The organism is Sphingomonas sp. NCPPB 2930, from assembly GCF_042867205.1.
GTDB lineage: Bacteria > Pseudomonadota > Alphaproteobacteria > Sphingomonadales > Sphingomonadaceae > Sphingomonas.
This window is the reverse complement of the sequence record NZ_JBHZQU010000005.1, coordinates 14372-35726: the sequence shown is the minus strand read 5'-3', so window position 1 is coordinate 35726 and position 21355 is coordinate 14372. Positions and strand designations below refer to the sequence as shown.

General features: G+C 67.3%; 21 protein-coding genes and 1 tRNA gene. 12 read left to right on the top strand and 10 right to left on the bottom strand.

The genetic code is table 11. The features are described 5' to 3' along the window. Positions 1–43 precede the first annotated feature (43 nt). Positions 44–2098 (bottom strand): NAD(+) synthase, encoded by a 2055-nt coding sequence (locus tag ACFX59_RS07870; protein ID WP_387431260.1) that lies wholly within the window; start codon positions 2096–2098, stop codon positions 44–46. 256 nt (positions 2099–2354) lie between these two features. Here ACFX59_RS07870 and ACFX59_RS07865 point away from each other — a divergent pair, with 256 nt between their 5' ends. From ACFX59_RS07865 to der, 5 genes are all read left to right on the top strand, one after another. Then, entirely contained in the window at positions 2355–2702 is a 348-nt protein-coding gene (locus ACFX59_RS07865) for an ArsC family reductase (protein ID WP_309695952.1), read from the top strand. Between the two features lie 61 nt (positions 2703–2763). Then, positions 2764–3627 carry a 3-methyl-2-oxobutanoate hydroxymethyltransferase gene (panB, locus tag ACFX59_RS07860; RefSeq protein ID WP_307099279.1) on the top strand — a complete coding sequence of 288 codons (864 nt, stop codon included), beginning with the start codon at positions 2764–2766 and terminating at the stop codon, positions 3625–3627. Positions 3628–3761: 134 nt separating this feature from the next. Continuing rightward, positions 3762–4430, top strand: a complete 669-nt coding sequence (locus ACFX59_RS07855; protein ID WP_354293235.1) for a tetratricopeptide repeat protein — start codon at positions 3762–3764, stop codon at positions 4428–4430. After that, positions 4427–5749, top strand: a complete 1323-nt coding sequence (locus tag ACFX59_RS07850) for a PQQ-binding-like beta-propeller repeat protein (RefSeq protein ID WP_307099274.1) — start codon at positions 4427–4429, stop codon at positions 5747–5749. Before ACFX59_RS07855 ends, ACFX59_RS07850 begins: the two co-directional genes overlap by 4 nt. A gap of 83 nt (positions 5750–5832) precedes the next feature. Then, on the top strand, positions 5833–7209 hold the full coding sequence (gene der / locus ACFX59_RS07845) for a ribosome biogenesis GTPase Der (protein WP_309695947.1): 1377 nt from the start codon (positions 5833–5835) through the stop codon (positions 7207–7209). A 406-nt stretch (positions 7210–7615) separates the two neighbouring features. Here the strand turns inward: der and bfr are convergent, their stop codons facing one another. After that, entirely contained in the window at positions 7616–8137 is a 522-nt protein-coding gene (gene bfr / locus ACFX59_RS07840) for a bacterioferritin (protein ID WP_307099269.1), read from the bottom strand. Positions 8138–8264: 127 nt separating this feature from the next. On the opposite strand from bfr, the gene ACFX59_RS07835 reads away from it, so the two are divergent. Then, the gene (locus ACFX59_RS07835) at positions 8265–8912 is read left to right on the top strand and encodes a PAS-domain containing protein (protein WP_387431254.1); all 648 of its coding nucleotides are present in this window, start codon (positions 8265–8267) and stop codon (positions 8910–8912) included. A gap of 32 nt (positions 8913–8944) precedes the next feature. Here the strand turns inward: ACFX59_RS07835 and ACFX59_RS07830 are convergent. The 3 genes from ACFX59_RS07830 to ACFX59_RS07820 all read right to left on the bottom strand — a co-directional run bounded on the left by ACFX59_RS07830 (position 8945) and on the right by ACFX59_RS07820 (position 11037). Then, positions 8945–9020, bottom strand: a tRNA-Ile gene (locus ACFX59_RS07830). Positions 9021–9180: 160 nt separating this feature from the next. Then, the gene (locus tag ACFX59_RS07825) at positions 9181–9447 is read right to left on the bottom strand and encodes a hypothetical protein (protein WP_307099264.1); all 267 of its coding nucleotides are present in this window, start codon (positions 9445–9447) and stop codon (positions 9181–9183) included. A gap of 192 nt (positions 9448–9639) precedes the next feature. Further along, the gene (locus tag ACFX59_RS07820) at positions 9640–11037 is read right to left on the bottom strand and encodes a M20/M25/M40 family metallo-hydrolase (protein ID WP_387431251.1); all 1398 of its coding nucleotides are present in this window, start codon (positions 11035–11037) and stop codon (positions 9640–9642) included. Between the two features lie 108 nt (positions 11038–11145). Here ACFX59_RS07820 and ettA point away from each other — a divergent pair, with 108 nt between their 5' ends. Then, entirely contained in the window at positions 11146–12825 is a 1680-nt protein-coding gene (gene ettA, locus ACFX59_RS07815; protein WP_309695939.1) for an energy-dependent translational throttle protein EttA, read from the top strand. A 194-nt stretch (positions 12826–13019) separates the two neighbouring features. Continuing rightward, positions 13020–14204 (top strand): sensor histidine kinase, encoded by a 1185-nt coding sequence (locus ACFX59_RS07810; RefSeq protein ID WP_387431248.1) that lies wholly within the window; start codon positions 13020–13022, stop codon positions 14202–14204. Between the two features lie 36 nt (positions 14205–14240). Here ACFX59_RS07810 and ACFX59_RS07805 read toward each other — a convergent pair whose 3' ends face one another. Genes ACFX59_RS07805 through ACFX59_RS07790 form a run of 4 tightly spaced genes read right to left on the bottom strand, consistent with a single transcriptional unit; the run spans position 14241 to position 17873 of the window. Beyond that, on the bottom strand, positions 14241–15017 hold the full coding sequence (locus ACFX59_RS07805) for an NYN domain-containing protein (protein ID WP_309695934.1): 777 nt from the start codon (positions 15015–15017) through the stop codon (positions 14241–14243). 47 nt (positions 15018–15064) lie between these two features. Next, entirely contained in the window at positions 15065–15289 is a 225-nt protein-coding gene (locus ACFX59_RS07800) for a hypothetical protein (protein ID WP_387431246.1), read from the bottom strand. Positions 15290–15340: 51 nt separating this feature from the next. Next, positions 15341–15823 carry a transcription elongation factor GreB gene (greB, locus tag ACFX59_RS07795; protein WP_387431243.1) on the bottom strand — a complete coding sequence of 161 codons (483 nt, stop codon included), beginning with the start codon at positions 15821–15823 and terminating at the stop codon, positions 15341–15343. A gap of 43 nt (positions 15824–15866) precedes the next feature. Then, positions 15867–17873, bottom strand: a complete 2007-nt coding sequence (locus tag ACFX59_RS07790; RefSeq protein WP_387431240.1) for a transglycosylase SLT domain-containing protein — start codon at positions 17871–17873, stop codon at positions 15867–15869. A 90-nt stretch (positions 17874–17963) separates the two neighbouring features. On the opposite strand from ACFX59_RS07790, the gene dapA reads away from it, so the two are divergent. Then, positions 17964–18863, top strand: a complete 900-nt coding sequence (gene dapA, locus ACFX59_RS07785; protein ID WP_387431238.1) for a 4-hydroxy-tetrahydrodipicolinate synthase — start codon at positions 17964–17966, stop codon at positions 18861–18863. Positions 18864–18950: 87 nt separating this feature from the next. Beyond that, positions 18951–19259 (top strand): 5'-nucleotidase, encoded by a 309-nt coding sequence (locus ACFX59_RS07780; protein WP_387431236.1) that lies wholly within the window; start codon positions 18951–18953, stop codon positions 19257–19259. Here the strand turns inward: ACFX59_RS07780 and ACFX59_RS07775 are convergent. Further along, entirely contained in the window at positions 19225–20154 is a 930-nt protein-coding gene (locus ACFX59_RS07775) for an endo alpha-1,4 polygalactosaminidase (protein ID WP_387431234.1), read from the bottom strand. The genes ACFX59_RS07780 and ACFX59_RS07775 overlap by 35 nt on opposite strands. Before the next feature lie 137 nt (positions 20155–20291). Here ACFX59_RS07775 and smpB point away from each other — a divergent pair, with 137 nt between their 5' ends. Both smpB and ACFX59_RS07765 read left to right on the top strand, forming a co-directional pair. Continuing rightward, complete coding sequence (smpB, locus tag ACFX59_RS07770) at positions 20292–20771, top strand: SsrA-binding protein SmpB (protein WP_007403364.1); 480 nt, start codon at positions 20292–20294, stop codon at positions 20769–20771. After that, positions 20771–21346, top strand: coding sequence for a DUF2062 domain-containing protein (locus ACFX59_RS07765; protein WP_387431231.1), 576 nt, complete (start codon positions 20771–20773; stop codon positions 21344–21346). Before smpB ends, ACFX59_RS07765 begins: the two co-directional genes overlap by 1 nt. Positions 21347–21355 lie beyond the last annotated feature (9 nt).

Here is a 21355-nt window from a genome sequence, read left to right as displayed (position 1 = left end):
TCAGCATAGCGCCGAACGTCCTCCCCTGCCAAGCCCGCTCTGGTCAAGCCGGTGGCAGGGTGTCCCGCAACTCCGCCAGCCAGATCGCCGCACTGCCGTCCGAGGGCGCACGCCAGTCGCCACGGGGCGAAAGCGCGCCGCCCGGCGACACTTTCGGCCCGTTGGGAAGTGCCGAACGCTTGAACTGGCTGGTCTGGAAGAAGCGCGTCAGGAACCGCTCCAGCCAGTGGCGGATCACGGGCAGGTCATAGGCGATGCGCGCATCCTGCGGCAAATCCTCGGGCCAGCCGCCCACCTCCGCGTCGCGCCACGCATGCCAGGCGAGGAAGGCGATCTTGGAGGGCTTCAGGCCGAAGCGGATGACGTAATGCGCGAAGAAGTCGTTGAGCGCATAGGGGCCGATCATCGCCTCGGTCGACTGCATCGCGCCGCTGGCATCGGCGGGGACCAGTTCGGGCGAGATTTCCTGCGCCAGGATCGCGGCCAGCACCTGGTTGGTCGCCGCGTCATACTGGCCGGTGCGGATGCACCAGCGGATCAGGAACTGGATCAGCGTCTTCGGAACCCCCGCATTGACCGCATAATGGCTCATCTGGTCGCCGACGCCGTAGGTGCACCATCCGAGCGCCAGCTCCGACAGGTCGCCGGTGCCCAGCACGATCCCGCCGCGCTGGTTGGCGAGGCGGAAGAGATAGTCGGTGCGGAGCCCCGCCTGCACATTCTCGAAGGTCACGTCATGGACCGGCTCCCCGGCGGCGAAGGGATGGCCCATGTCCGCCAGCATCTGCTGCGCGGCGGGGCGGATGTCGATCTCCTCGGCGCTCACCCCCAGCGCGCGCATCAGCGCCCAGGCCTGGGCCTTCGTCCCCTCGCCGGTGGCGAAGCCGGGCATGGTGAAGGCCAGGATGCGGTCGCGGCTCCAGCCCAGCCGGTCGGTCGCCTTGGCCGCGACGATCAGCGCATGGGTGGAATCGAGCCCACCGGACACGCCGATGACCAGCGACCGGGCGCGGCTCGCCTCCAGCCGCTTGGCCAGCGCCTCGACCTGGATGTTATAGGCCTCGAAACAATCCTCGTCGCGCCGCGCGGGGTCGTCGGGGACGAAGGGAAAACGCTGGACCTGGCGGCGGAGGCCCTGATCGACCGGCTCGACACCGTGGACGAAGCCGATGCGGCGGAACCGCGTCTCGGGATGGCCCATGGCGGCGGCGGCGTCGTTGAACGTGCCGAAGCGCAGCCGCTCCTGCACGATCCGTTCGACATCGACATCGGCGATGGTGAGCGCCGGTCGCCGGTCGAACCGCTCCGACTGGGTCAGAAGCTCGCCCAGTTCGTGGATCAGCCCCTGGCCATCCCAGGACAGGTCGGTCGTGCTCTCGCCGATCCCCGCCGCCGAATAGACATAGGCGCAGGCCGCCCGCGCCGACTGCGCCGCCGCCAGCATCGTCCGGTCGCGCGCCTTGCCGATGACGATGTTCGACGCCGACAGGTTGCAGCAGATCGTCGCACCCGCCAGCGCGCCCAGCGTCGAGGGCGGGGTGGGGGCCCAGTAATCCTCGCAGATTTCGGCATGGATGACGAAGCCCGGCAGGTCCTCGGCCGCGAAGATCAGGTCGGTGCCGAAGGGCACGGACTGTCCGTCCAGATCGATGGTCAGCCCGGTCAGGCCGGCGCCGCTCGCGAACCAGCGCTTCTCGTAATATTCGCGGTAATTGGGCAGGAAGCTCTTGGGCACCACGCCCAGGATGCGGCCGCGCGCGATGGCGACGGCGCAATTGTAGAGCCGCCCGTTGCGCGGCAGCGCCGCTCCGACGAGCATCACCGGCGATAGGGCGGCGCTGGCATCGACCATCTCGCCCAGCGCCTCCAGCGTGGCACGGTGCATCGCGCTCTGAAGATGCAGGTCGTCGATTGCATAGGAGGTCAGCGACAATTCGGGAAAGACGATCAGGTCAACCCCGTCTTCGTCCGCCCCGCGCGCCAGGTCGAGCATGGCCTGCGCATTGGCGAACGCATCTCCCACCGAGGCGGCGGGCGTCGCGGCGGCGACCCGGATCAGGCCATGAGTGTGAAGCGCGTAGAAGGGATGGTCCTGCATGGCTGTCGGGATAGCGGGCCGGGAAGGGGGGCGCCACCCCGTGTGGATTGCCACGGGTTAGGTTTGTGGAGCCCTTGGCCTTCGACTTCGCTCAGGCTGAACGGAGCGCGGGAATGGGGGTTTTCCCCAACCGCCGTTCAGCCTGAGCGAAGTCGAAGGCCACGCCCCACCCGCCAGCCCAATCCCCGAACCCGCCTGCTGCAATTCCCCCACATCACCGTTAAAGCCCCCGACGAACCACGATCCGGAGCCTCGAATGACCGTCCAACTCTACGGCATCCCCAATTGCGACACGATGAAGAAGGCGCGGACCTGGCTCGACCAGCACGGCGTCGACTATCGCTTCCACAACTACAAGACCGACGGGATCGACGAGGCCAGCCTGCGCCGCTGGGTCGATCAGCTGGGTTGGGAAGTGCTGCTCAACCGGGCGGGCACGACCTTTCGCAAGCTGGACGAGGCCGAACGCCAGGATATCGATGCCGACAAGGCGATCCGCCTGATGCAGGCGCAGCCCTCGCTCATCAAGCGGCCGGTGCTCGACCGCGACGGCACGCTGACCGTGGGCTTCAAGCCCGAACGCTACGCCGAGATCCTCCCCTGAAAATCCGCCCGCAAAGCAGGGGGCTGGAGCCGGTGGCGTAGCGAGAGTAGAGGCTGGCGCCATGTCCACGACCTACACGCTCGACACCGCGACGAGTCGCGCCAATCCCACGCCCGCGCCGATGAAGCGGCTGACCATCCCCGCCATCCGCCGTGCCAAGGGCGGCACGCCCCTGGTCATGCTGACCGCCTATACGGTGCGCTCGGCGCAGTTGCTCGACCCGCATTGCGACATGCTGCTGGTCGGCGACAGCCTGGGGCAGGTGATCTATGGCCTGCCCTCGACCGTGCCGGTCACGCTCCAGATGATGGCGGCGCACGGGGCGGCGGTCGTGCGGGGCAGCTATCATGCGGTGGTCGTCATCGACCTGCCCTTTGGCAGCTATGAGGCGAGCCCGGAAAAGGCGTTCGAGAATGCTGCCTGGCTGCTCAAGGAAACCGGCGCGGCGGCGGTCAAGCTGGAGGGTGGGGTCGCCATGGCGCCGACCGTCCGCTTCCTGGTCGAGCGTGGCATCCCCGTCATGGGCCATGTCGGCCTGACGCCGCAGGCGGTGAACGTGCTGGGCGGCTATGGCGCGCGCGGCCGCAGCCCCGAGGAAGCCGCCAAGATCGTCGCCGATGCGGTGGCGGTGGCGGAGGCGGGGGCCTTTTCGGTGGTGATCGAGGGGGTGGTCGAACCCATCGCGATCGAGATCACCCGGCAGGTCGCCTGCCCGACCATCGGCATCGGCGCGTCGGCCGAGTGCGACGGGCAGGTGCTGGTCGGCGAGGACATGCTGGGCCTGTTCGACCGCACCGCGCGCTTCGTCCGCCGCTACGAGACGATGGGCGAGCGGATCGGCGAGGCGGCGCGGACCTATGCCGAGGATGTCCGCGCCCGGCGTTTTCCGGGGCCCGAACAGGTCTACGCCCCCCGCGAATCCTGATCGCGCGGGGCGCAATTCCCAACCCCGCTTCCCACCGGGGCCGCTCCTCGCTAAAGGTCGCGGCTTCCTTATTGCCCTGATCCAGAATAGCGGAGCCCGTCTTGGCCCTAACGCCCCAATCCAGCCAGGCCTTTATGAGCGAGGTCGACGACGAACTGCGTCGCGACCGGCTGACCCGTTTCTGGACCCGCTGGGGCCTGGTGGTCGGGGCGGCAATCCTGATCGGCCTCGCGGCCTTTGGCGGCTATCTCTATTGGCAGCACCGCCAGCATCAGGCCGCGGGCGTCGATGGCGAGCAGTTGCAGAGCGCCTATGACGCGCTGGCGCAGAACGACACTAAGACGGCGGACGCCAAGCTGAAGACGCTGGCCGGGTCGAATGTCGACGCCTATCGCGCGCTGGCGGAATTCACCCAGGCGGACATCCTGCTCCAGCGCGACGACCTGAAGGGCGCGGCGGCCAGGTTCGCCGCGATCGCGGGCGATGCCTCGCTGGCGCAGCCGTTCCGCGATCTGGCGCTGGTCCGCCAGACCATGGCCGAATATGACACGATGAAGCCCCAGGCGGTCGTTGCCCGTCTGGGCACGCTGGCGGTGCCCGGCAATGCCTGGTTCGGCAGCGCGGGCGAGATGGTCGCGGTCGCCTATCTGCGGATGAACAAGCGGGCCGAAGCGGGCCGCCTGTTCGGACAGATTGCCAGCGACAAGGATGTGCCCGATACGTTGCGGCAACGTGCGGTTCAGATGGCCGGCGTATTGGGGGTCGATGCGGTCGGCCAGAGCGAGGACACGAAGACCCAATGACGAAGCATTTCCGCACCTCGGCAGCGCTTGCCGCGCTGATGGCGCTGGGCGCCTGTGGGGTATTCAAGGGCGCACCCAAGAAGACGCCGACCATCGGCAACCGGGTGCCGATCCTCGTCTCCGAGACGGGGGTCGAGGCTGACAAGACGATCGCCGACGTGCAGGTCCTGTTGCCCGCACCCGAAACCAACACCGACTGGTCGCAGCCGGGCGGCAATGCCGCCAAGTCGATGGGGCAGCTCGCGCTGGCGGCGCAGCCGCAGCGTCTGTGGCAGAGCACGATCGACGGCGGCTCGGCCCGCGATCCGCTGACCACCGCGCCGGTGGTGGCTGAGGGCAAGCTGTTCGTCGTCGATGTCGACGGCAACGTCATCGCCATGAACGCCGATACCGGGGCCAAGCTCTGGTCGACCGCGGTCAGCGAGGGGGAGGCCAACCGTTCGGCCCGTTTCGGCGGCGGGGTCAGCTATGATTCCGGCACCGTCTTCGCCACCGACGGCCTGGGCGACGTGATCGCCGCCAGCGCGGCCGACGGCAAGGTGCTGTGGCGCGCCAAGCCCAGCGGCCCGCTGCGCGGTTCGCCGACGATCGCCAATGGCAATGTCTATGTCCTGACCCAGGACAACCAGCTTTATGCGATCAACCAGGCCGATGGTAAGATCGTCTGGGCGGGGCAGGGGACGCTCGGCACGCAGGGCGTGCTCGGCGTCGCCGCGCCTTCGGCCAGCCAGGGCACGGTGATCGCCGGCTTCTCCAGCGGCGAGCTGAACGCCTATCGCTATGAGAATGGCCGCATGCTGTGGCAGGACGCGCTGTCGCGCACGACCATCTCGACCTCGGTGTCGAGCCTGTCGGACATCGACGCCGCGCCGGTGATCGACCAGGGCCGCGTCTATGCGCTGGGCCAGGGCGGCCGCATGGTCGCGCTGGAGCTGTCGACCGGACAGCGGCTGTGGGAACAGAATTTCGCCGGTATCTCGACGCCGTGGATCGCGGGCGAATGGATCTTCCTCGTCACCGACGATGCGCGTCTGGTCGCGCTCGCCCGGTCGAGCGGCAAGGCGCGCTGGATCGCCCAGCTCCAGCGTTTCCACAACGAGAAGAAGAAGACCGGCGCGATCACCTGGTTCGGTCCGGTGCTGGCGGGCAACCGCCTGATCCTGACCAATTCGGAAGGGCAGATCGTCTATGCCAATCCGGGCGACGGCTCGGTCGAGGCGACGGTCGACACCAAGGCGCCCTTCGCGCTGCCGCCGATCGTCGCGAACGGCACGCTGTACGTCCTGGATCAGAAGGGGCGGGTCACCGCTTACAAGTGATCGCTTGTCGCCTCCCCGGCACGGTCGGGGAGGCGATACGTTTGTACCGTGACGAAGGGCTCGGCTTTCGCTAACGCAGCGCGATGGCTAAACTCCCTATCGTCGCGATCGTCGGCCGACCCAATGTCGGCAAGTCGACGCTGTTCAACCGTCTGGTCGGCAAGAAGCTGGCGCTGGTCGACGACCGGCCCGGCGTGACGCGCGACCGGCGTGAAGGCGACGCGCATCTCCTGGGCCTCGATTTCCGCGTGATTGACACGGCGGGTTACGAGGACGAAGATCCCGATACCCTGCCCGGCCGGATGCGCCGCCAGACCGAGGCCGCGATCGGCGAGGCCGATGTCGCGCTGTTCCTGGTCGATGCGCGCGCGGGCGTCATGCCGCTGGACGAGGAAATCGCCCGCTGGCTGCGCAGCTCGAACACCCCCATCGTGCTCGCCGCGAACAAGGCCGAAGGCCGCGCCGCCGAGCAGGGCGTCCTCGAGGCGCTGGCGCTGGGCTTTGGCGACCCGGTCCAGCTGTCCGCCGAGCATGGCGAAGGCGTGGGCGACCTGTTCGAGGCGCTGCTGCCCTTCATCGACCGCGAGGACGAGGAGGAAGAAGAGGAGGTCGATCTCGACAATCCCTATGCCCCGCTGAAGCTTGCGATCGTCGGCCGTCCCAATGCGGGCAAGTCGACGCTGATCAACCGTTTCCTCGGCCAGGACCGCCTCATCACCGGCCCGGAGGCCGGGATTACGCGCGATTCGATCGCGATCGACTGGGAATGGCGCGACCGGGACGGCGAAGTGCGGCAGGTTCGCCTGATCGACACGGCGGGCATGCGCAAAAAGGCGAAGGTGCAGGACAAGCTGGAAAAGCTGTCGGTCGCCGATGCCCTGCGCGCGGTCGATTTCGCCGAGGTCGTCGTCCTGCTGCTCGACGCGACGCTGGGGCTGGAGTCGCAGGACTTGCGCATCGCCGACCGCGTGCTGGAAGAAGGCCGCGCGCTGCTGATCGCGCTTAACAAATGGGACGTGGCGGAAAGTCCGTCCTCGCTGTTCAACGGTGTGAAGAAGGCGCTGGAGGACGGGCTCAGCCAGGTGAAGGGCGTGCCGCTGCTGGCGGTGTCGGCGGCGACCGGCAAGGGGCTCGACACGCTGATCGAGGCCGCGTTCGAGACGCGCGCCGCCTGGTCGAAGCGCGTTCCGACCGGCGAACTCAACCGCTGGTTCGAGCGCGCTGTCGACGCCAATCCGCCGCCCGCGCCCGGCGGCAAGCGGATCAAGCTGCGCTACGTTACCCAGGTAAAGTCGCGCCCGCCGAGCTTCGTGATCTTCGGCACGCGCGTCGATCAGCTGCCCGCCAGCTATGAACGCTATCTGGTCAACTCGATGCGGCGCGAACTGGGCTTCGGCGCGGTTCCCGTTCGCCTGACGCTGCGTGCGCCGAAGAACCCGTTCGGCAACAAGGACGGATAAGGGCCGGGGGCGTCTCGGCCTGCCTTGGCGAGAGCGAGGCCCTAGCCCCTTCTCTTCAGGGGAGGGGTTGGGGTGGGGCATCGCCGCGAACCCCACGCTTGCGGAGGCGCCCCACCCCCGGCCCCTCCCTTGAAGGGGAGGGGTGGGTCAGTTTCATATCGTCGCTATGGAATTGGGGCGACGGGGTGGAGGTCTGCCCTTGGCCTTCGACTTCGCTCAGGCGGAACGGCTGGTGGGACGGCATCGTGACAGGCGATGGAAGAGCGCCGCCCTAAGGCCCGCTCTCGCCTTATCCAACCCACAGCCCCGTTCAGCCTGAGCGAAGTCGAAGGCCACGCCATTCGACAGCGACGGGGCCGTGCCACGCAAAACCGGGGGGCGAACCCTCGGGCCCACCCCCTCGAAATCACCCCTTCAGATGCGGAGCCGCGCCGGACTTGGGCGTGTCGTTCTCGGCCATCGCGTTGAGCTGGACGTAATTCTGGATGCCCATGCGCTCGATCATCTCGAACTGGCGCTCCAGCGTGTCGACATGCTCTTCCTCGCTGGCGAGGATGCGCGCGAACAGGTCGCGGCTGACATAGTCCTTCACCTCTTCGCAATAGGCGATCGCGCCCTTCAGCTGCGCCACGGCCTCGATCTCAATGGCCAGGTCGCCCTTCAGCACCTCTTCGACCGTCTCGCCGATGCGCAGGCGGCCGAGCAGCTGGAAATTGGGCAGGCCGTCCAGATACAGGATGCGCTCGGCCAGCCAGTCGGCGTGGCGCATCTCGTCGATCGATTCGTGATATTCGAACTGCGCCAGCTTGTAGACGCCCCAGTGGTCCAACAGGCGATAGTGGAGGAAATACTGGTTGATCGCGGTCAGCTCGTTCTTGAGCGCCTCGTTCAGAAATTCGATGACCTTGGGGTCGCCTTTTGCGGCCATATGCTCGTCCTTTGTGATCGTTTCGGTCGCCATCTTAACGGCGGTTAGTTCCGGGCGACAAGTCGTCCCTTGCCGATAGGGTGCGAAACGCCCTCCCGGTGGCCGCGAAATGTGGTATTCCAAATATATGTTAAGCGAGATGGAAGGCCAGGCGCTGGCGAGACAGGCGACGGATCAGTTGGCCCGGGTCATGGAGCATCTGCGTCACGGCATCCTGATCTACGATCGGGACGAGCGCATCACGCTGATCAACCACTATGTCAGCCGCATATTCGGGATCGCCGAGACGGCGGTGACGGTCGGGTCGACGCTTTCGGACTATCTCACCTGTGTCGGCGAGACGGTGGGTTGGTCGCGCGAGCGGGTGGCGGGCATATTGGAGAATCACCGGAGCTGGGCCCGCGAAGGCGTGCGGCGGCAGTTCGACCATCATTTCGATGACGGGCTGGTGTTCGAGATCACCTTTCACCCCGAGGCCGGTCATGGCGCGGTCATGACCTTTGTCGACGTGACCCATGCCCGCAACCTGGCGCGGGTGAGCGAACGGCGCGAGGATCTGGCGCGGCAGGCTCAGGCGATGCTGGAGCGGGTCGGCCGGATCTCGGCCAATACCCGGCTCGTCGCGCTGAACGCCCGTATCGAGGCGGCGAGGCTGGGCCATGAGGGGCGGGGCTTCGCGGTCGTCGCCGACGAGGTCCGCGACCTGTCGCTGGAGACGTCGGATGTGCTGGTGGAGATCGGGCGGATCAACCAGGCGTCGCTCAATCTGGCCTGATCCCGAAGCCGGGCGACGTGCGCGGGGACGGTTGGTGGGCCCGGCAGGACTCGAACCCGCAACCTAGCCGTTATGAGCGGCCAGCTCTAACCATTGAGCTACAGGCCCAACCGTAATCCGTCCGTAGCGTGACGCAGGGCCTTTTCGCAACGCCGGATCGGCACTTTCCACAAGAAATTCGGGCAAAGAAAAAGGGCGCCTCCCCGTGGGGAAGCACCCTTTTTCCGACATACAGTCTGCGCTTCGGACCCGAAGGTCCGAGGCCGCATTACTGCAGGTTGTCAGCCTTGGCGTCGGCAGCGTCACGGACGTTGTCGGCGGCGGCGTTGATGTTGTCGGCAGCGTTCTCGAGCGACGCAGCAGCGGCGGTGTTCGAGGTGTTGTCGGCAACCGCGTCGAGGTTGTCGGCCTGCATTTCCATGTTGTCAGCCAGCATGTCCGCGTTGTTTTCAACAGCGGCCGCTTCCGGCGACTTCGTGCAGGCGGCCACGGACATCAGGCCGGCGGCAGCGAGAACAAAGGCAATCTTCTTCATTCGAATGCTCCCAAGCATAAGCAATCATCGCGGCCGACCCGAATGCCGTCGCGAAGCGGCTCAAATAACGTGCGGTTCATCGCGGTCAATCCGCAAAATTCATACGAAAGCAAGGTTCGCGACGAACCGATGGCGCCTATCGGGCTTTTTCAAGGCGTTGACGTTACCAAAAGGTTACCGGAATCGCCCCGGTCAGCGCGGCGTGACGGCCCCGATCGGCTCGGGCGCGTTGGCCACGACCGCCAGCATCGTCGTCCAGGCCGCGACATTCTGGCGCAGTCCCGCCGGGTCGACGCGGTCCAGTACGTCGTCGGGCGTGTGATGGGTATCGAAATAATCCCATCCCGACTGGTTCAGGTCGATCGCCGCGGTGCCCAGCTTCAGCGTCGGGCCGATATCGGTGCCGTCGCCGCCGAGGCCGCTGCCCCGCGTGATGCCCAGCGGCGCCAGCGCGGTCTGGAGCCGGTCGGCGACCGGGCTGGCGGCGGCGGGCAGGTTGACCTCGAACCGCCAGACCCGGTCGGCGCCGAAATCGCTCTCCGACGCGGTGGCGTGGCGTTCGCCCGCATGCGCCTTGGCATAGGCCGCTCCGCCCATGCCGCCGACTTCTTCCGCACCGAACCAGACGACGCGGATCGTCCGCTTCGGTTGGCCCGCATCCATGATTCGCTTGGCGGCGGCGGTGGTGATCGCCAGTCCGCTGGCATCGTCGATCGCGCCGGTGCCCAGGTCCCAGCTGTCCAGATGCCCACCGACCAGCACGATGCCCGCCGACGGGTCGCTGCCCGGCACCTCGGCGATGACATTGCCCGATTCGCGGGTGCCGACCATGCGCGGGGTCAGGACCAGCTTCATCCGCACCGGCTGGCCGCGCGCCGCGACGCGTTCGAGCTGTTCGGCATCGGGCACCGACAGGGCCGCCGCCGGGATCGGCTTCACGCCCTCGGGGAAATTGGTCGTGCCGGTATGCGGAAAGCGGTGATGGTCGGTGCCGATCGAGCGGATCACGATGGCCAGCGCACCCCGCTTGGCCGCCAGCGCGGGCCCGGTAAAGCGCGCGGTGCCATAGGCGCCATACCCCGATCCGTCCTGGGTCCGGGGCATGGCGTTGCCGATATAGACGATCCGTCCCTTGATCGCCGAGTCGGGCGCCGACTGGAAGGCGGCCATGCTGGGGAAGACCGCGACGTCGGCGGTCAGCCCGCCCGCCGGGGTCGCCCCCGAATTGCCGAGCGCGGCAAGGGTCAGCTTCTGCGGGAAGGGCGCGATGATCTCGGCGCTCTCCGCACCGCGTTCCCAGACGGGCATCTGATAGGGTTCGATCCGGACATTCTTGAACCCCAGCGCGGTCAGCCGGGCGACCGCCCATTGCCGCGCCCGCGCCTCCGCCTCGGTTCCCGCCAGGCGCTGGCCGACTTCGGTCGTCAGCCCCTCGACAATGTCCCAGGCGACCGTGTCGGTCAGCGCGGCGTCGCGCAGCCGTTCGACCTCGGGCGCGACGGTTGCGGGCATGGGCGGGGGCGTCCGCTGTGCCAGAACGGGAGAGGAAAGGGCGGAGGCGGCCAGTGCCGCAAGGACAATTCGCTTCATGGGCGCGACTGTTGCCCAGCCCGTCCCGTTTGCCAACCGCCCGCGCAACCACTACATGGTCGGGCAAACATCCAACAGTCGCAAAAAAGCACGGAGCCCCGCGCCGCCATGGCCGTCCAATATACCTATGTGATGAAGGGTCTGACCAAGACCTTCCCCGGCGCCAACAAGCCTGTCCTCAACAACATCCACCTTCAGTTCCTGCCGAGCGCGAAGATCGCGATCATCGGCCCGAACGGCGCGGGCAAGTCCACGCTGATGAAGGTGATGGCGGGGATGGACACGGACTTCACCGGCGAGGCCTGGGCCGCCGAGGGCGTCCGGGTCGGCTATCTGGCGCAGGAGCCGCAGCTTGACCCCGCCAAGGACGTGATGGGCAACGTCAAGGACGGCGTCCGCCCGATCGCCGACCTAGTCGATCGCTTCAACGCCATTTCGGCCGAGATGGGCGACCCGAAGGACGACACCGATTTCGACGCCCTGATGGAAGAGATGGGCGAGCTTCAGGCCAAGATCGACGCGGTCGACGGCTGGTCGCTCGACAGCCAGCTGGAACAGGCGATGGAAGCGCTGCGCTGCCCGCCGGGCGATGCCGACGTCACCCGCCTGTCGGGCGGTGAGAAGCGCCGCGTCGCGCTCTGCAAGCTGCTGCTCGAAAAGCCCGACATCCTGCTTCTCGACGAACCGACCAACCACCTAGACGCCGAGAGCGTGTCGTGGCTTGAGAATTACCTCAAGGAATATACCGGCAACGTCATCCTCGTCACCCACGACCGTTACTTCCTGGATAACGTCGTCAACTGGGTGCTCGAGCTGGATCGCGGCCGCTATTACACCTACGAATCCAACTATTCCGGCTATCTGGAGAAGAAGGCCAAGCGGCTGGAGCAGGAAGAGCGCGACGAGGCGGGCAAGCAGAAGGCGATCGCCGACGAGCTGGCCTGGATGCGTCAGACGCCCAAGGCCCGCCAGACCAAGTCGAAGGCGCGTATCCGCGCGTTCGAGGAGCTGATGGAGAAGCAGGAGAACCGCGTCGCGGGCAAGGCGCAGATCCTGATCCAAATCCCCGAGCGTCTGGGTGGCAAGGTGATCGAGGCCAAGGGGCTGACCAAGTCGTACGGCGACAAGCTTTTGTTCGAAAATCTCGACTTCATGCTGCCGCCGGGCGGCATCGTGGGCGTGATCGGGCCGAACGGCGCGGGCAAGTCGACGCTGTTCAAGCTCATCACCGGCCAGGAACAGCCCGATGCGGGCACGATCGAGATCGGCTCGACCGTCAAGCTCGGCTATGTCGACCAGAGCCGCGACGAACTCGATCCCAACAAGAATGTCTGGCAGGAAATCTCCGACGAGCTGGAGGTCTTCCGCTTCGGCAAGCAGGAACTGGGCACGCGCGCCTATGTCGGCGCGTTCAACTTCCGCGGTCCCGACCAGCAGAAGAAGGTCGGCCAGCTGTCGGGCGGTGAACGCAACCGCGTCCACATGGCCAAGATGCTGAAGGAGGGCGGCAACGTCCTGCTGCTCGACGAACCGACCAACGACCTCGACGTGGAAACGCTGCGCGCGCTCGAAGAGGCGCTGGAGACGTTCGCGGGCTGCGCCGTGGTCATCAGCCACGATCGCTTCTTCCTCGACCGCCTCTGCACCCACATCCTGGCGTTCGAGGGCGACAGCCATGTCGAATGGTTCGAGGGCAATTACGAGTCGTACGAAGAGGACAAGCGTCGCCGCATGGGCGATGCCGCCGACCGTCCGACCCGCCTGGCCTATAAGAAGCTGACGCGCTGATCCGCCTCGCGCATCGCTGACATCCGACGCCCTTCCCGAGCGATCGGGGAGGGCGTCGTGCCATGGGCAGTCGGCCCATTTGCGGCCAGGGGTGCCGATCGCCTTCGGAACGGACCCGGATCGGGTTTAAAATGGTTAAAACAATCCTTATTCTGGACGCGTCCGGAACGGGGATGAAAGGGGTTCGACGGCGAATGGCGGTGGTGGAGCAGGCGCAGGGCGAGGATTTGGAAATCGCCGGCGCGGGGCAGTTGCATTATCGGCTTCGCCAGCAATCGGTGCTCGCCGCCTTCGGGATCGAGGCGCTGCGCGCGCGCGATCTGGACCCGATGCTGCAACGCGCGACCGAATTATGCGCCGAGGGGATGCGCTCGCGCTTCTGCAAGTTCCTGGAATATCGCGCCGACCGTGACACGCTGCTGGTGCGCACCGGCGTCGGCTGGGGGCCGGGTGTGGTCGGGTCGACCGAGATGCGGACCGACATGGGCTCGCCCGCGGGCTTCGCGCTCCAGACCGGGCAGGGCGTGATCTCCAACCATCTCGACCAGGAAGAGCGGTTCCGCACCCCGCAATTCATGGCCGACCATCATATCCGCCGCGCGATCAACGTCCTCGTCGAGGCCTCGGGGCAGCGTTACGGCGTGCTCGAGGTCGACAGCCCCGACGAAGGGCGATTCGAGGAGGCCGACCTCGCCTTCATGCAGGGTTTCGCCAATCTGATCGGCGTCGCCATCGAACGGCAGGAGGCCGAGCGTCGGCTGGCCGAGGCGGTCGAGCACCAGCAATTGCTGACCCGCGAGGCCAGCCACCGGGTCAAGAACAGCCTCGCGCTGGTTTCCGCCATGCTGAACCTGCAAAAGCAGGAGGATGACGATCCCCGCGTGCTGCGCATGCTGAACGACGCGCAGGCCCGGATCGCCGCCATCGCCCAGACGCATGACCAGCTCTGGCGCGGCGAGCGGGTGGGGATGGTGTCGCTCGACGATCTCGCCTGCGGGATCGCGCATCAACTGGCCGAGCAGGCGCAGAACCATAAGGTGCATTGCGATATCGAGGCGATCGAGATGAACGCCGATACCGCGATCCCGATCGGCCTGATGCTGACCGAGCTGCTGACCAACGCGATCAAATATGCCTATGACGAACAGGGCGGGGCGATCGACGTCTCGCTCCACGCGCGCGATGGCCAGATCGTCCTGACGGTGCGAGACCATGGCCAGGGGCTGCCCGCCGATTTCGATATGAAGGCGGCGTCGCGGCACAGCCTGGGCATGCGCATGATCGCCAGCCTGGCGCGCCAGCTGCGCGGCGAGGTGCGGTTCGACGATGCGACGCCCGGCACCTGCGCGACGCTGACCATGCCCGACCCCAGAGAGTAGGACATTCCTCCCCTTGCCGGGGAGGAAATTACGGGATCACCGCACCCGCTTGACGAAGGTCCGGCCGTCCTCGCGGCGTTCGGTCTGGAAATTGGGCACCGCCTCGATCAGCTCGGACAGGCGCTTGAACCCGTAATTGCGCGTGTCGAAGCTGGAGCGGTTGCCCGCCAGCTGGCCGATGGCGGACAGGCTGGCGAAGCCGCGTTCGTCGCGCTTCACCGAGTTATAGGCATCGACCAGCAGCTTCAGCAGTTCCTCGTCGATCGGGCGCGGCGTGCCGGCGGTCCGCTTGGTCTGCTCGATCGAGGGGGGTAGCGATTCGGCCAGCGGTACGTCGGCGGCGGTCGGCTTGGCGCTTGCCGGGCGGGTCGCCTCGCCGATCAGCGCGCCGACATCGATGAAGCGGCTGCACGCCTGTTTGAAGGCCTCGGGCGTCCGGGAATTGCCGAAGCCATAGACGGGAAAGCCGTCCTGCCGGATGCGGGTGGCGAGCGGCATGAAGTCGCTGTCCGACGACATGATGCCGAAGCCGTCGATCCGCCCCCGGAACAGAAGGTCCATCGCGTCGATGGTCATCTTCATGTCGGTGGCGTTCTTGCCCTTGGTCAGGTCGAACTGCTGCTGCGGTTCGATGCCATGTTTGACCATGACGTCGCGCCAGCCCTTCAGACCGGGTTTCGACCAATTGCCATAGGCGCGGCGGACATTGACCGTGCCGAGCTCGGCCAGCACGGTCAGGACCGGGTCTATGGCAGCCGACTGGGCGTTGTCGGCATCGATCAGCAGCGCGATGTTGCGGGTCAGGGCATTCATCCGCCCTGTCTAGCAAAGCCGCGCCGCCGGAGCCATGGGCCGAAGCGTCAGCGTCGGCCGCCGTTGCGGACCTGTCCATTGGCCATTTCGGTGCCCTTGGTCACGCGCTCATGGCTCTCGGGATCGTCGACGGCGCGGGTCAGCTCGTCGCGCGTGCCGACATCGGTGGCGATGCCGCCGGTCCGACCGACCGCCGAGGGGGCCGCCTCGGCCGCGTCGATGATCGCGCTGTCGTCATGATCGCGCGCGCTGGTGGTACGGGGATGTTCCATGGTCGCTCTCCTGTGCTGCGCATCAAGCGCATGAGAGCGATCACCCGTTGCTCAGTTCGTCGGGTAAGCGATGGCGATGACCTCATATTCCTTTTCACCGGCCGGGAGAACGACGCGGCGCAGATCGCCCACCGCCGCCCCGCGCAGCGCCCGGACCAGCGGGGCGTTCCAGCCGACCCGGCCCTGGCCCGCCTCGGCCTCGTCATCGCCGACCAGCGTCAGGATGCGCTCATTGTCATCCTCGTCGGCGATGGTGACGGTGGCGCCGAACCAGACCTTGGACCGATCCTCCTGCCGGGCGGGATCGACCACCTTGGCCGCCTTCATCCGCTTGGACAGCCAGCCCAGCCGCCGGTCGATCTCGCGCAGGCGCTTGCGGCCATAGATATAGTCGCCATTCTCCGACCGGTCGCCATTGCCCGCCGCCCAGGCGATGGTGTCGACCAGCTTGGGCCGCTCGACGGCGAACAGCGTCTCATATTCCTGACGAAGCGCGGCATAACCCGCCGGGGTGATGTAGTTGGGGCGATCCATCCGCCTGCTCTATCGACTGGGCCCAGCTGATCAACCCGGCCGATCAACCCGGCCGGGACGTCTTGCCCAGATACCAGCTGAGCGGCGTCGGCCCCCGGCTGGTCGCGCGGGCCGGGTTCATCAGGTCATAGACGACGGCGTTTTCCAGCACGCGCTGGACGTAATTGCGCGTCTCCGAATAGGGGATCGCCTCGATCCAGTCGACGATGTCGACGCTGCCCGTGCGGGGGTCGCCATTCAGCCGCAGCCATTTGTTCACATTGCCGCCCCCGGCATTATAGGCCGCGATCGCAAGCGGATAGCTGGCGAAGTTGTTGCGGATCCGCTCGAAATAGCTGGCGCCCAGCTGGATCGAGATATTGGGATCGGCGGTCAGCGAGGCGGGCGAATAGGCCAGTCCGATCTTGCTCGACTGTTCGGCGGCGGTGGCGGGCATCAGCTGCATCAGGCCGCGCGCGCCCGCATGGCTGACGGCGGCGCGGTCGAACTGGCTTTCCTGGCGCGCGATCGCGTGGATGATCGTCCAACTCGATTCATAGCCGGGGGGCACCGGCACGGTCGGGAAACCGGCGGCCGAATAATCGGTCAGCCCATTCTGCATCGCGCTGCGCCCCACCATCACCGCCAGGTCGGGGCGATTGATGCTGCGCGACAGGTCGGCGGCGAGCAGATGGTCGTTCTCGTCCTGCGCATCGGCCGCGATCTGGCGGACAAAGGCGGTCTGGTCCTGCCACTGCCCGATCTGGCCCAGGAAGCGTGCCGCGCGGACGATCTCCTTGGCGTCGAAGGCGGCGCGAATGGCGGGTGCGATGCCGGTGGCGGCGATCGCGGGCGGCGCGACCAGCGGACGGCCGGTGCGCTCCAGCGCGAGTTGGCCGTAGAATTGATCGCGATACTGCGCCGCGCGATTGTAGAAGGCGGCGGATTCCGCCGTCCGGCCCGCCGCCTCGGCCGCGCGTCCGGCCCAGTAAAAGCCCTTGGCGCGGGTCTGCGGCGACTGGCTGCCCCGGCCATAGCGGTCGAACAGCGTCATCGCGTCGGCGGGCCGACCCAGCTTCATCGCGGTCTGCCCGCCCAGCCAGACGAGGCTGGTATAATCGTCGCGCTCGCCATAGGGCTTGGTCGAGACGTCGGTGCCCGCCGGATAGGCGTCGTCGACCTGCCGCGCGATGTCATAGGCGGTCTGAAGCTGGTTGTCGGCCGAGGCGGCGCGCGCATTGACCAGCAACGCCTCGTAGAATTTCTCGACATTGCCCGGCCGCACGGTCAGCTGGCGGCTGCGTGCCAGCCAGGACCGCGCGGTCAGGCTGTCGCCGGTGTCGCGCAGCCACATCGCGCGGTCGGCGACATAGCCCGCATCATTGGCGTAAAGCTCGGCGGTCGAGGCGGACAGGCTGGCCGCATCCGCCGACTTGGTGCGGAAGGCCAGGCGGGCGGCGAAGACCGGGCGCCGGGTGTTGCTCGTATAGCCCAGCTGGCGTGCCGCGGCGCTGGTCTGGCCGCTCCACAGCAGCATGTCCATGCGCGCGTCATGATCCTCGGGCGTCAGTGCCGAGGCGAAGGTCGACATGACCAGCGCCTCGTCGGTCGGGGACAGCACGCCGCGTCGCCAGGCGGCACGCGCGGCCTGCGCCGCCTCGCCCGGCGCGCCGGTCGCCAGCAAGGCGCGGGCATAGGCGACGCCCCCCGCCGCCGACAGGGGCGGGAAACGGCGGAAATAGGCGACGATGCTGCCGGGCGCGGCGGTGAAGTTCGCCGCCTGTCGCTCGGCCGCGCGGCGGTTGTTCGCCTCGCCGGGCCAGCCGGGATGCGCCATCACGAACCCGGCATAGCTGTCGAAGGGCAGCGAATCGGTCTGTTGCAGCGCGCGCCACTGGGCCAGCGCCGCCGCGATCGCGCCATCGGCGGGGGCGGGCATCCCCCGAACCTCCTGCGGGCTCATATTCGCCATCTGGGTGCGATACCGTTCGAGCTGATCCTGCTCGCCCGATGCGACCATGGAACTCGCCAGCGTCGCGAGGATCGCCCCCGCCTTCGTCAATGCCATCATGGTGGACAGAATAGGGCCTCTACCCGTACATGTCCTGAACAATTTCCCATTTCGGCCCAATTTCGGCGCAGCAGGAGCGCATTTCCTCTCATGTTTTCAGGGTCCATTCCGGCGCTCGTGACGCCGTTCGACGATCGTGGCGATCATCTCGGCGGGGCGTTCGACGAAGCGAAATTCCGGGACTTTGTCGAATGGCAGATCGCCGAGGGCTCGTCGGCGCTGGTCGCGTGCGGCACCACGGGCGAGGCGGCGACCATGCCCAAGGACGAGCATTTCCATGTCGTCCGGGTCTGCGTCGACCAGGCCAATGGCCGGGTGCCGGTGATCGCGGGTGCGGGATCGAACGACACGATCGTCGCGATCGAGAATATGAAGGCCGCGCAGGCGGCGGGGGCCGACGCCACGCTGATGGTGCCGCCCTATTACAACAGGCCGAGCCAGGACGGCATCGTCCGCCACTTCGCCGAGCTGGCGCGCGAGGCGCCGCTGCCGATCATCCTCTACAACGTACCCGGCCGCACGGTGACCGACATCCAGGCGGCGACGCTGATCCGGATCGTCCAGTCCGCGCCCGACATCTTCGTCGGGGTGAAGGATGCCAGCGGCGCGCTGCCGCGCGTCTCGCACCACCGCGCGGCGCTGGGCGCGGATTTCTGCCAGCTGTCGGGCAATGACGATCTGGCGCTGGCATTCAATGCGATGGGCGGCGTCGGCTGCATCTCGGTCACCGCCAATGTCGCGCCGCGCCTGTGCGCCGAGTTCCAGGCGGCCTGCGCGGCGGGTGAGAGCGCGCGCGCGCTCGAACTGCATGACCGGCTGTTCCCGCTGCACGAGGCGATGTTCGCCGACGCCTCGCCCGGCCCGGTCAAATATGCGCTCAGCCGGATCATGCCGCATTTCCCGACCGGCATCCGCCTGCCGATGACCTGGCCGTCCGAGGCGGCGCGCGCGCAGGTGGACGCCGCGCTGGCACATGCCGGATTGATCTGACCGGAGCTGCCCGGCCCTGTTCCTGCCGCAATCATCGCCGACCTTTGCCCGAGATCAGGGAAAGGTCGGCCGATGTGGATCGCGGTGATGATGGCCTTGCAAGCCGGGGCAGTGGCGGGCCCGGTCCTGCCCGCGCCCAGGCGCCCCTCCACCGGCCGCTGTCCGGCGGACGATGCGGGCGGCGATGTCGTGGTGTGCGGGCGGTCGTCCGAAAGCTATCGGTTGCGGCCGATCCCGGACCGTTCCTCGCCCCTGACCCTGCCCACGGCGCGTACCGAAATCCCCGGCGTCGGGACCCTGTCGGCGGAGGTCGAGCAAGGGGGCGTCGGCGGCTTTCCCAGCAACCGCGCGATGATCCGCCTCAAGATCCCGCTGGGCGCGCGTTGTCGCAACTGAAGCGATAGCTGTCGTCCAGCGCCAGCGCGAGGACCAGCGTGCGGACCCCCTGCTGGCGCGAGGCCGCGCACATCGCGTCGCGCGCGCCGCCGCTGTTGCTGCGATAGCGGTCGGCATATTCGGCGACCAGCACCGGCTTTCCGGCATCGAGAAAGGCCGAATAGCCGCCGCATTCCGAGAATTCATGGCATTGCTCGTTGAGTGCGAAGTCGAAGGCGGGTTGCAGCGCGGCGATCTGGTCGGTGTCGTTCTTGAGCCCGATCGCCAGCCCCCGGCCATGCGCCTCGGCGGCGAGGAAGCGGTTATAGTCGAGCTGCATCGCGGCGGTCAGCCCGAGCCCGTTGTCATTGGCATAGCCATCGACATTGTCCGGCTCGACCGCGTCGCAGCCCTTGGCCCTCGCCAGATCGAGCCGCGCAGCCATCACCTTGCGGACGCCGGCCGAATCGATCCGAAGCCAGCGTTCGCCCGCCCAGCCGGACAGCGCCTTGCCGCGGTCGCCGCTGGCGAATTGCGCGTCGTCGGGGCGCCAGTTTTCCGAACTGCCCGCCGAGAAGTAACAGATCACGCGTCGCCCCTGACGATGGAGATCGGCGATCGTCGTGGCCGAACTGTCGAACAGGTCGATATCATAGGCGGCGACGGCATAGCCGGTATTGAGCGTCCCGCTGAGCTGCCATTGCCAGCTGAGCGTCCGCTCGGGCCGCCACCATCCACCCGCGCTCGGCGTGGGGGTCGCGGTCGGGGTGGGCGAGGGGACGGGCGTGGGCGTCACGATCACCGGGTCGCCGTCCGCCGCGCCGCCGCCACAGGCGCCGACCATCGCCAGTGCGGTACAGGCGACGCCCAGGCGCCATATGCGGGAGAGCGATCGATGCTTGCGTGTCCGGCCCATGCCCGCGCCTTTGCGCCGCCATTCCACCCGGGGCCAGTCCTGTCGCGGGATGGCACAGGCGGGGAACGCCCGGAAACGGGACATTGCACAGCGAGCGGCTTTTCATGGCGGACGCGAACGCCTACATCGCTCCGTCCATGCGCCCGAAACCCCAGACATTCGACAAGAAGAAGATCGTCGCCGAGAACCGGCGCGCCCGCTTCGACTACGCCATCGAGACGACCTATGAGGCCGGTATCGCCCTGACCGGGACCGAGGTGAAATCGCTTCGCTTCGGCGAGGGATCGATCGCGGAATCCTATGCCGAGGTGCGCGGCGAGGAGGTCTGGCTGGTCAATTCCAACGTGCCCGAATTCAGCCACGGCAACCGCTTCAACCACGAAGCCAAGCGGCCGCGTAAATTGCTCCTTCATGAGCGCGAAATAAACAAGCTCCACGGTGCGGTGGCGCGCGAGGGGATGACCCTGGTGCCGCTGATGATCTATTTCAACTCGCGCGGTCGCGCGAAGGTGGAGCTGGCTTTGGCGAAGGGCAAGAAGGCGCACGACAAGCGCGATTCGATCAAGGAACGCGACTGGAAGCGCGAGCAGGGCCGTATCCTGCGCGATCGCGGCTGATGGCCACGGCCGCGCCGACGATGTGGGGCCGGACGATGAACTGGGTCCGGCGCAACATGCCGACCCGCGATTCAATGGAGAGCAACCGGCTGCTCCGACCGGTCGCGCACCGCGTGCTGGCACCCGAGCTGTGGCGTTTCACCCGGCGGTCGGTGCCGCGCGGCGTCGCGCTGGGCGTGGTGGCGGGTTTCCTGTTCCCGGTCGCGCAGATCGCGATCGCGGCGGTCTTCGCGCTGCCGTTCCGCGCCAATGTGCCGGTCGCGGCGCTGACCACCTTCATCACCAACCCGCTGACCACCCCGATCATCTGGGTCATCGCCTATCGCATCGGCACGTTCCTGTTGCGCAGCGAGACGCCGATCAACACCCAGCCGGTGGCCGAGGCCGCGACCGGATGGCTGCAATGGGCGCTCAGCGCCTTTCACTGGTTGTGGGAGCAGGGGCCCGCCTTTGGCCTGGGGCTGTGCGTCCTGACCGCGTCCTGCGCGGTGGTCGGCTATGCCGGGTCGGCGCTGGGCTGGCGGCTGTGGATCGCGCGCAAATGGCGCAACCGGCTGAGATCGCCCGCAATTTGATAGCGGTAT

Excerpts from the sequence above, each read along its gene's own strand:
- ACFX59_RS07765 (WP_387431231.1), top strand. The coding sequence starts at position 20,771 with ATGGCCACGGCCGCGCCGACGATGTGGGGCCGGACGATGAACTGGGTC.
- ACFX59_RS07865 (WP_309695952.1), top strand. The coding sequence starts at position 2,355 with ATGACCGTCCAACTCTACGGCATCCCCAATTGCGACACGATGAAGAAG.
- smpB (WP_007403364.1), top strand. The coding sequence starts at position 20,292 with ATGCGCCCGAAACCCCAGACATTCGACAAGAAGAAGATCGTCGCCGAG.
- ettA (WP_309695939.1), top strand. The coding sequence starts at position 11,146 with ATGGCCGTCCAATATACCTATGTGATGAAGGGTCTGACCAAGACCTTC.
- ACFX59_RS07775 (WP_387431234.1), bottom strand. The coding sequence starts at position 20,154 with ATGGGCCGGACACGCAAGCATCGATCGCTCTCCCGCATATGGCGCCTG.
- ACFX59_RS07855 (WP_354293235.1), top strand. The coding sequence starts at position 3,762 with ATGAGCGAGGTCGACGACGAACTGCGTCGCGACCGGCTGACCCGTTTC.
- dapA (WP_387431238.1), top strand. The coding sequence starts at position 17,964 with ATGTTTTCAGGGTCCATTCCGGCGCTCGTGACGCCGTTCGACGATCGT.
- ACFX59_RS07810 (WP_387431248.1), top strand. The coding sequence starts at position 13,020 with ATGGCGGTGGTGGAGCAGGCGCAGGGCGAGGATTTGGAAATCGCCGGC.
- ACFX59_RS07820 (WP_387431251.1), bottom strand. The coding sequence starts at position 11,037 with ATGAAGCGAATTGTCCTTGCGGCACTGGCCGCCTCCGCCCTTTCCTCT.
- bfr (WP_307099269.1), bottom strand. The coding sequence starts at position 8,137 with ATGGCCGCAAAAGGCGACCCCAAGGTCATCGAATTTCTGAACGAGGCG.
- ACFX59_RS07850 (WP_307099274.1), top strand. The coding sequence starts at position 4,427 with ATGACGAAGCATTTCCGCACCTCGGCAGCGCTTGCCGCGCTGATGGCG.
- ACFX59_RS07835 (WP_387431254.1), top strand. The coding sequence starts at position 8,265 with ATGTTAAGCGAGATGGAAGGCCAGGCGCTGGCGAGACAGGCGACGGAT.
- ACFX59_RS07800 (WP_387431246.1), bottom strand. The coding sequence starts at position 15,289 with ATGGAACATCCCCGTACCACCAGCGCGCGCGATCATGACGACAGCGCG.
- panB (WP_307099279.1), top strand. The coding sequence starts at position 2,764 with ATGTCCACGACCTACACGCTCGACACCGCGACGAGTCGCGCCAATCCC.
- ACFX59_RS07870 (WP_387431260.1), bottom strand. The coding sequence starts at position 2,098 with ATGCAGGACCATCCCTTCTACGCGCTTCACACTCATGGCCTGATCCGG.
- ACFX59_RS07805 (WP_309695934.1), bottom strand. The coding sequence starts at position 15,017 with ATGAATGCCCTGACCCGCAACATCGCGCTGCTGATCGATGCCGACAAC.
- greB (WP_387431243.1), bottom strand. The coding sequence starts at position 15,823 with ATGGATCGCCCCAACTACATCACCCCGGCGGGTTATGCCGCGCTTCGT.
- ACFX59_RS07825 (WP_307099264.1), bottom strand. The coding sequence starts at position 9,447 with ATGAAGAAGATTGCCTTTGTTCTCGCTGCCGCCGGCCTGATGTCCGTG.
- ACFX59_RS07780 (WP_387431236.1), top strand. The coding sequence starts at position 18,951 with ATGATGGCCTTGCAAGCCGGGGCAGTGGCGGGCCCGGTCCTGCCCGCG.
- der (WP_309695947.1), top strand. The coding sequence starts at position 5,833 with ATGGCTAAACTCCCTATCGTCGCGATCGTCGGCCGACCCAATGTCGGC.
- ACFX59_RS07790 (WP_387431240.1), bottom strand. The coding sequence starts at position 17,873 with ATGATGGCATTGACGAAGGCGGGGGCGATCCTCGCGACGCTGGCGAGT.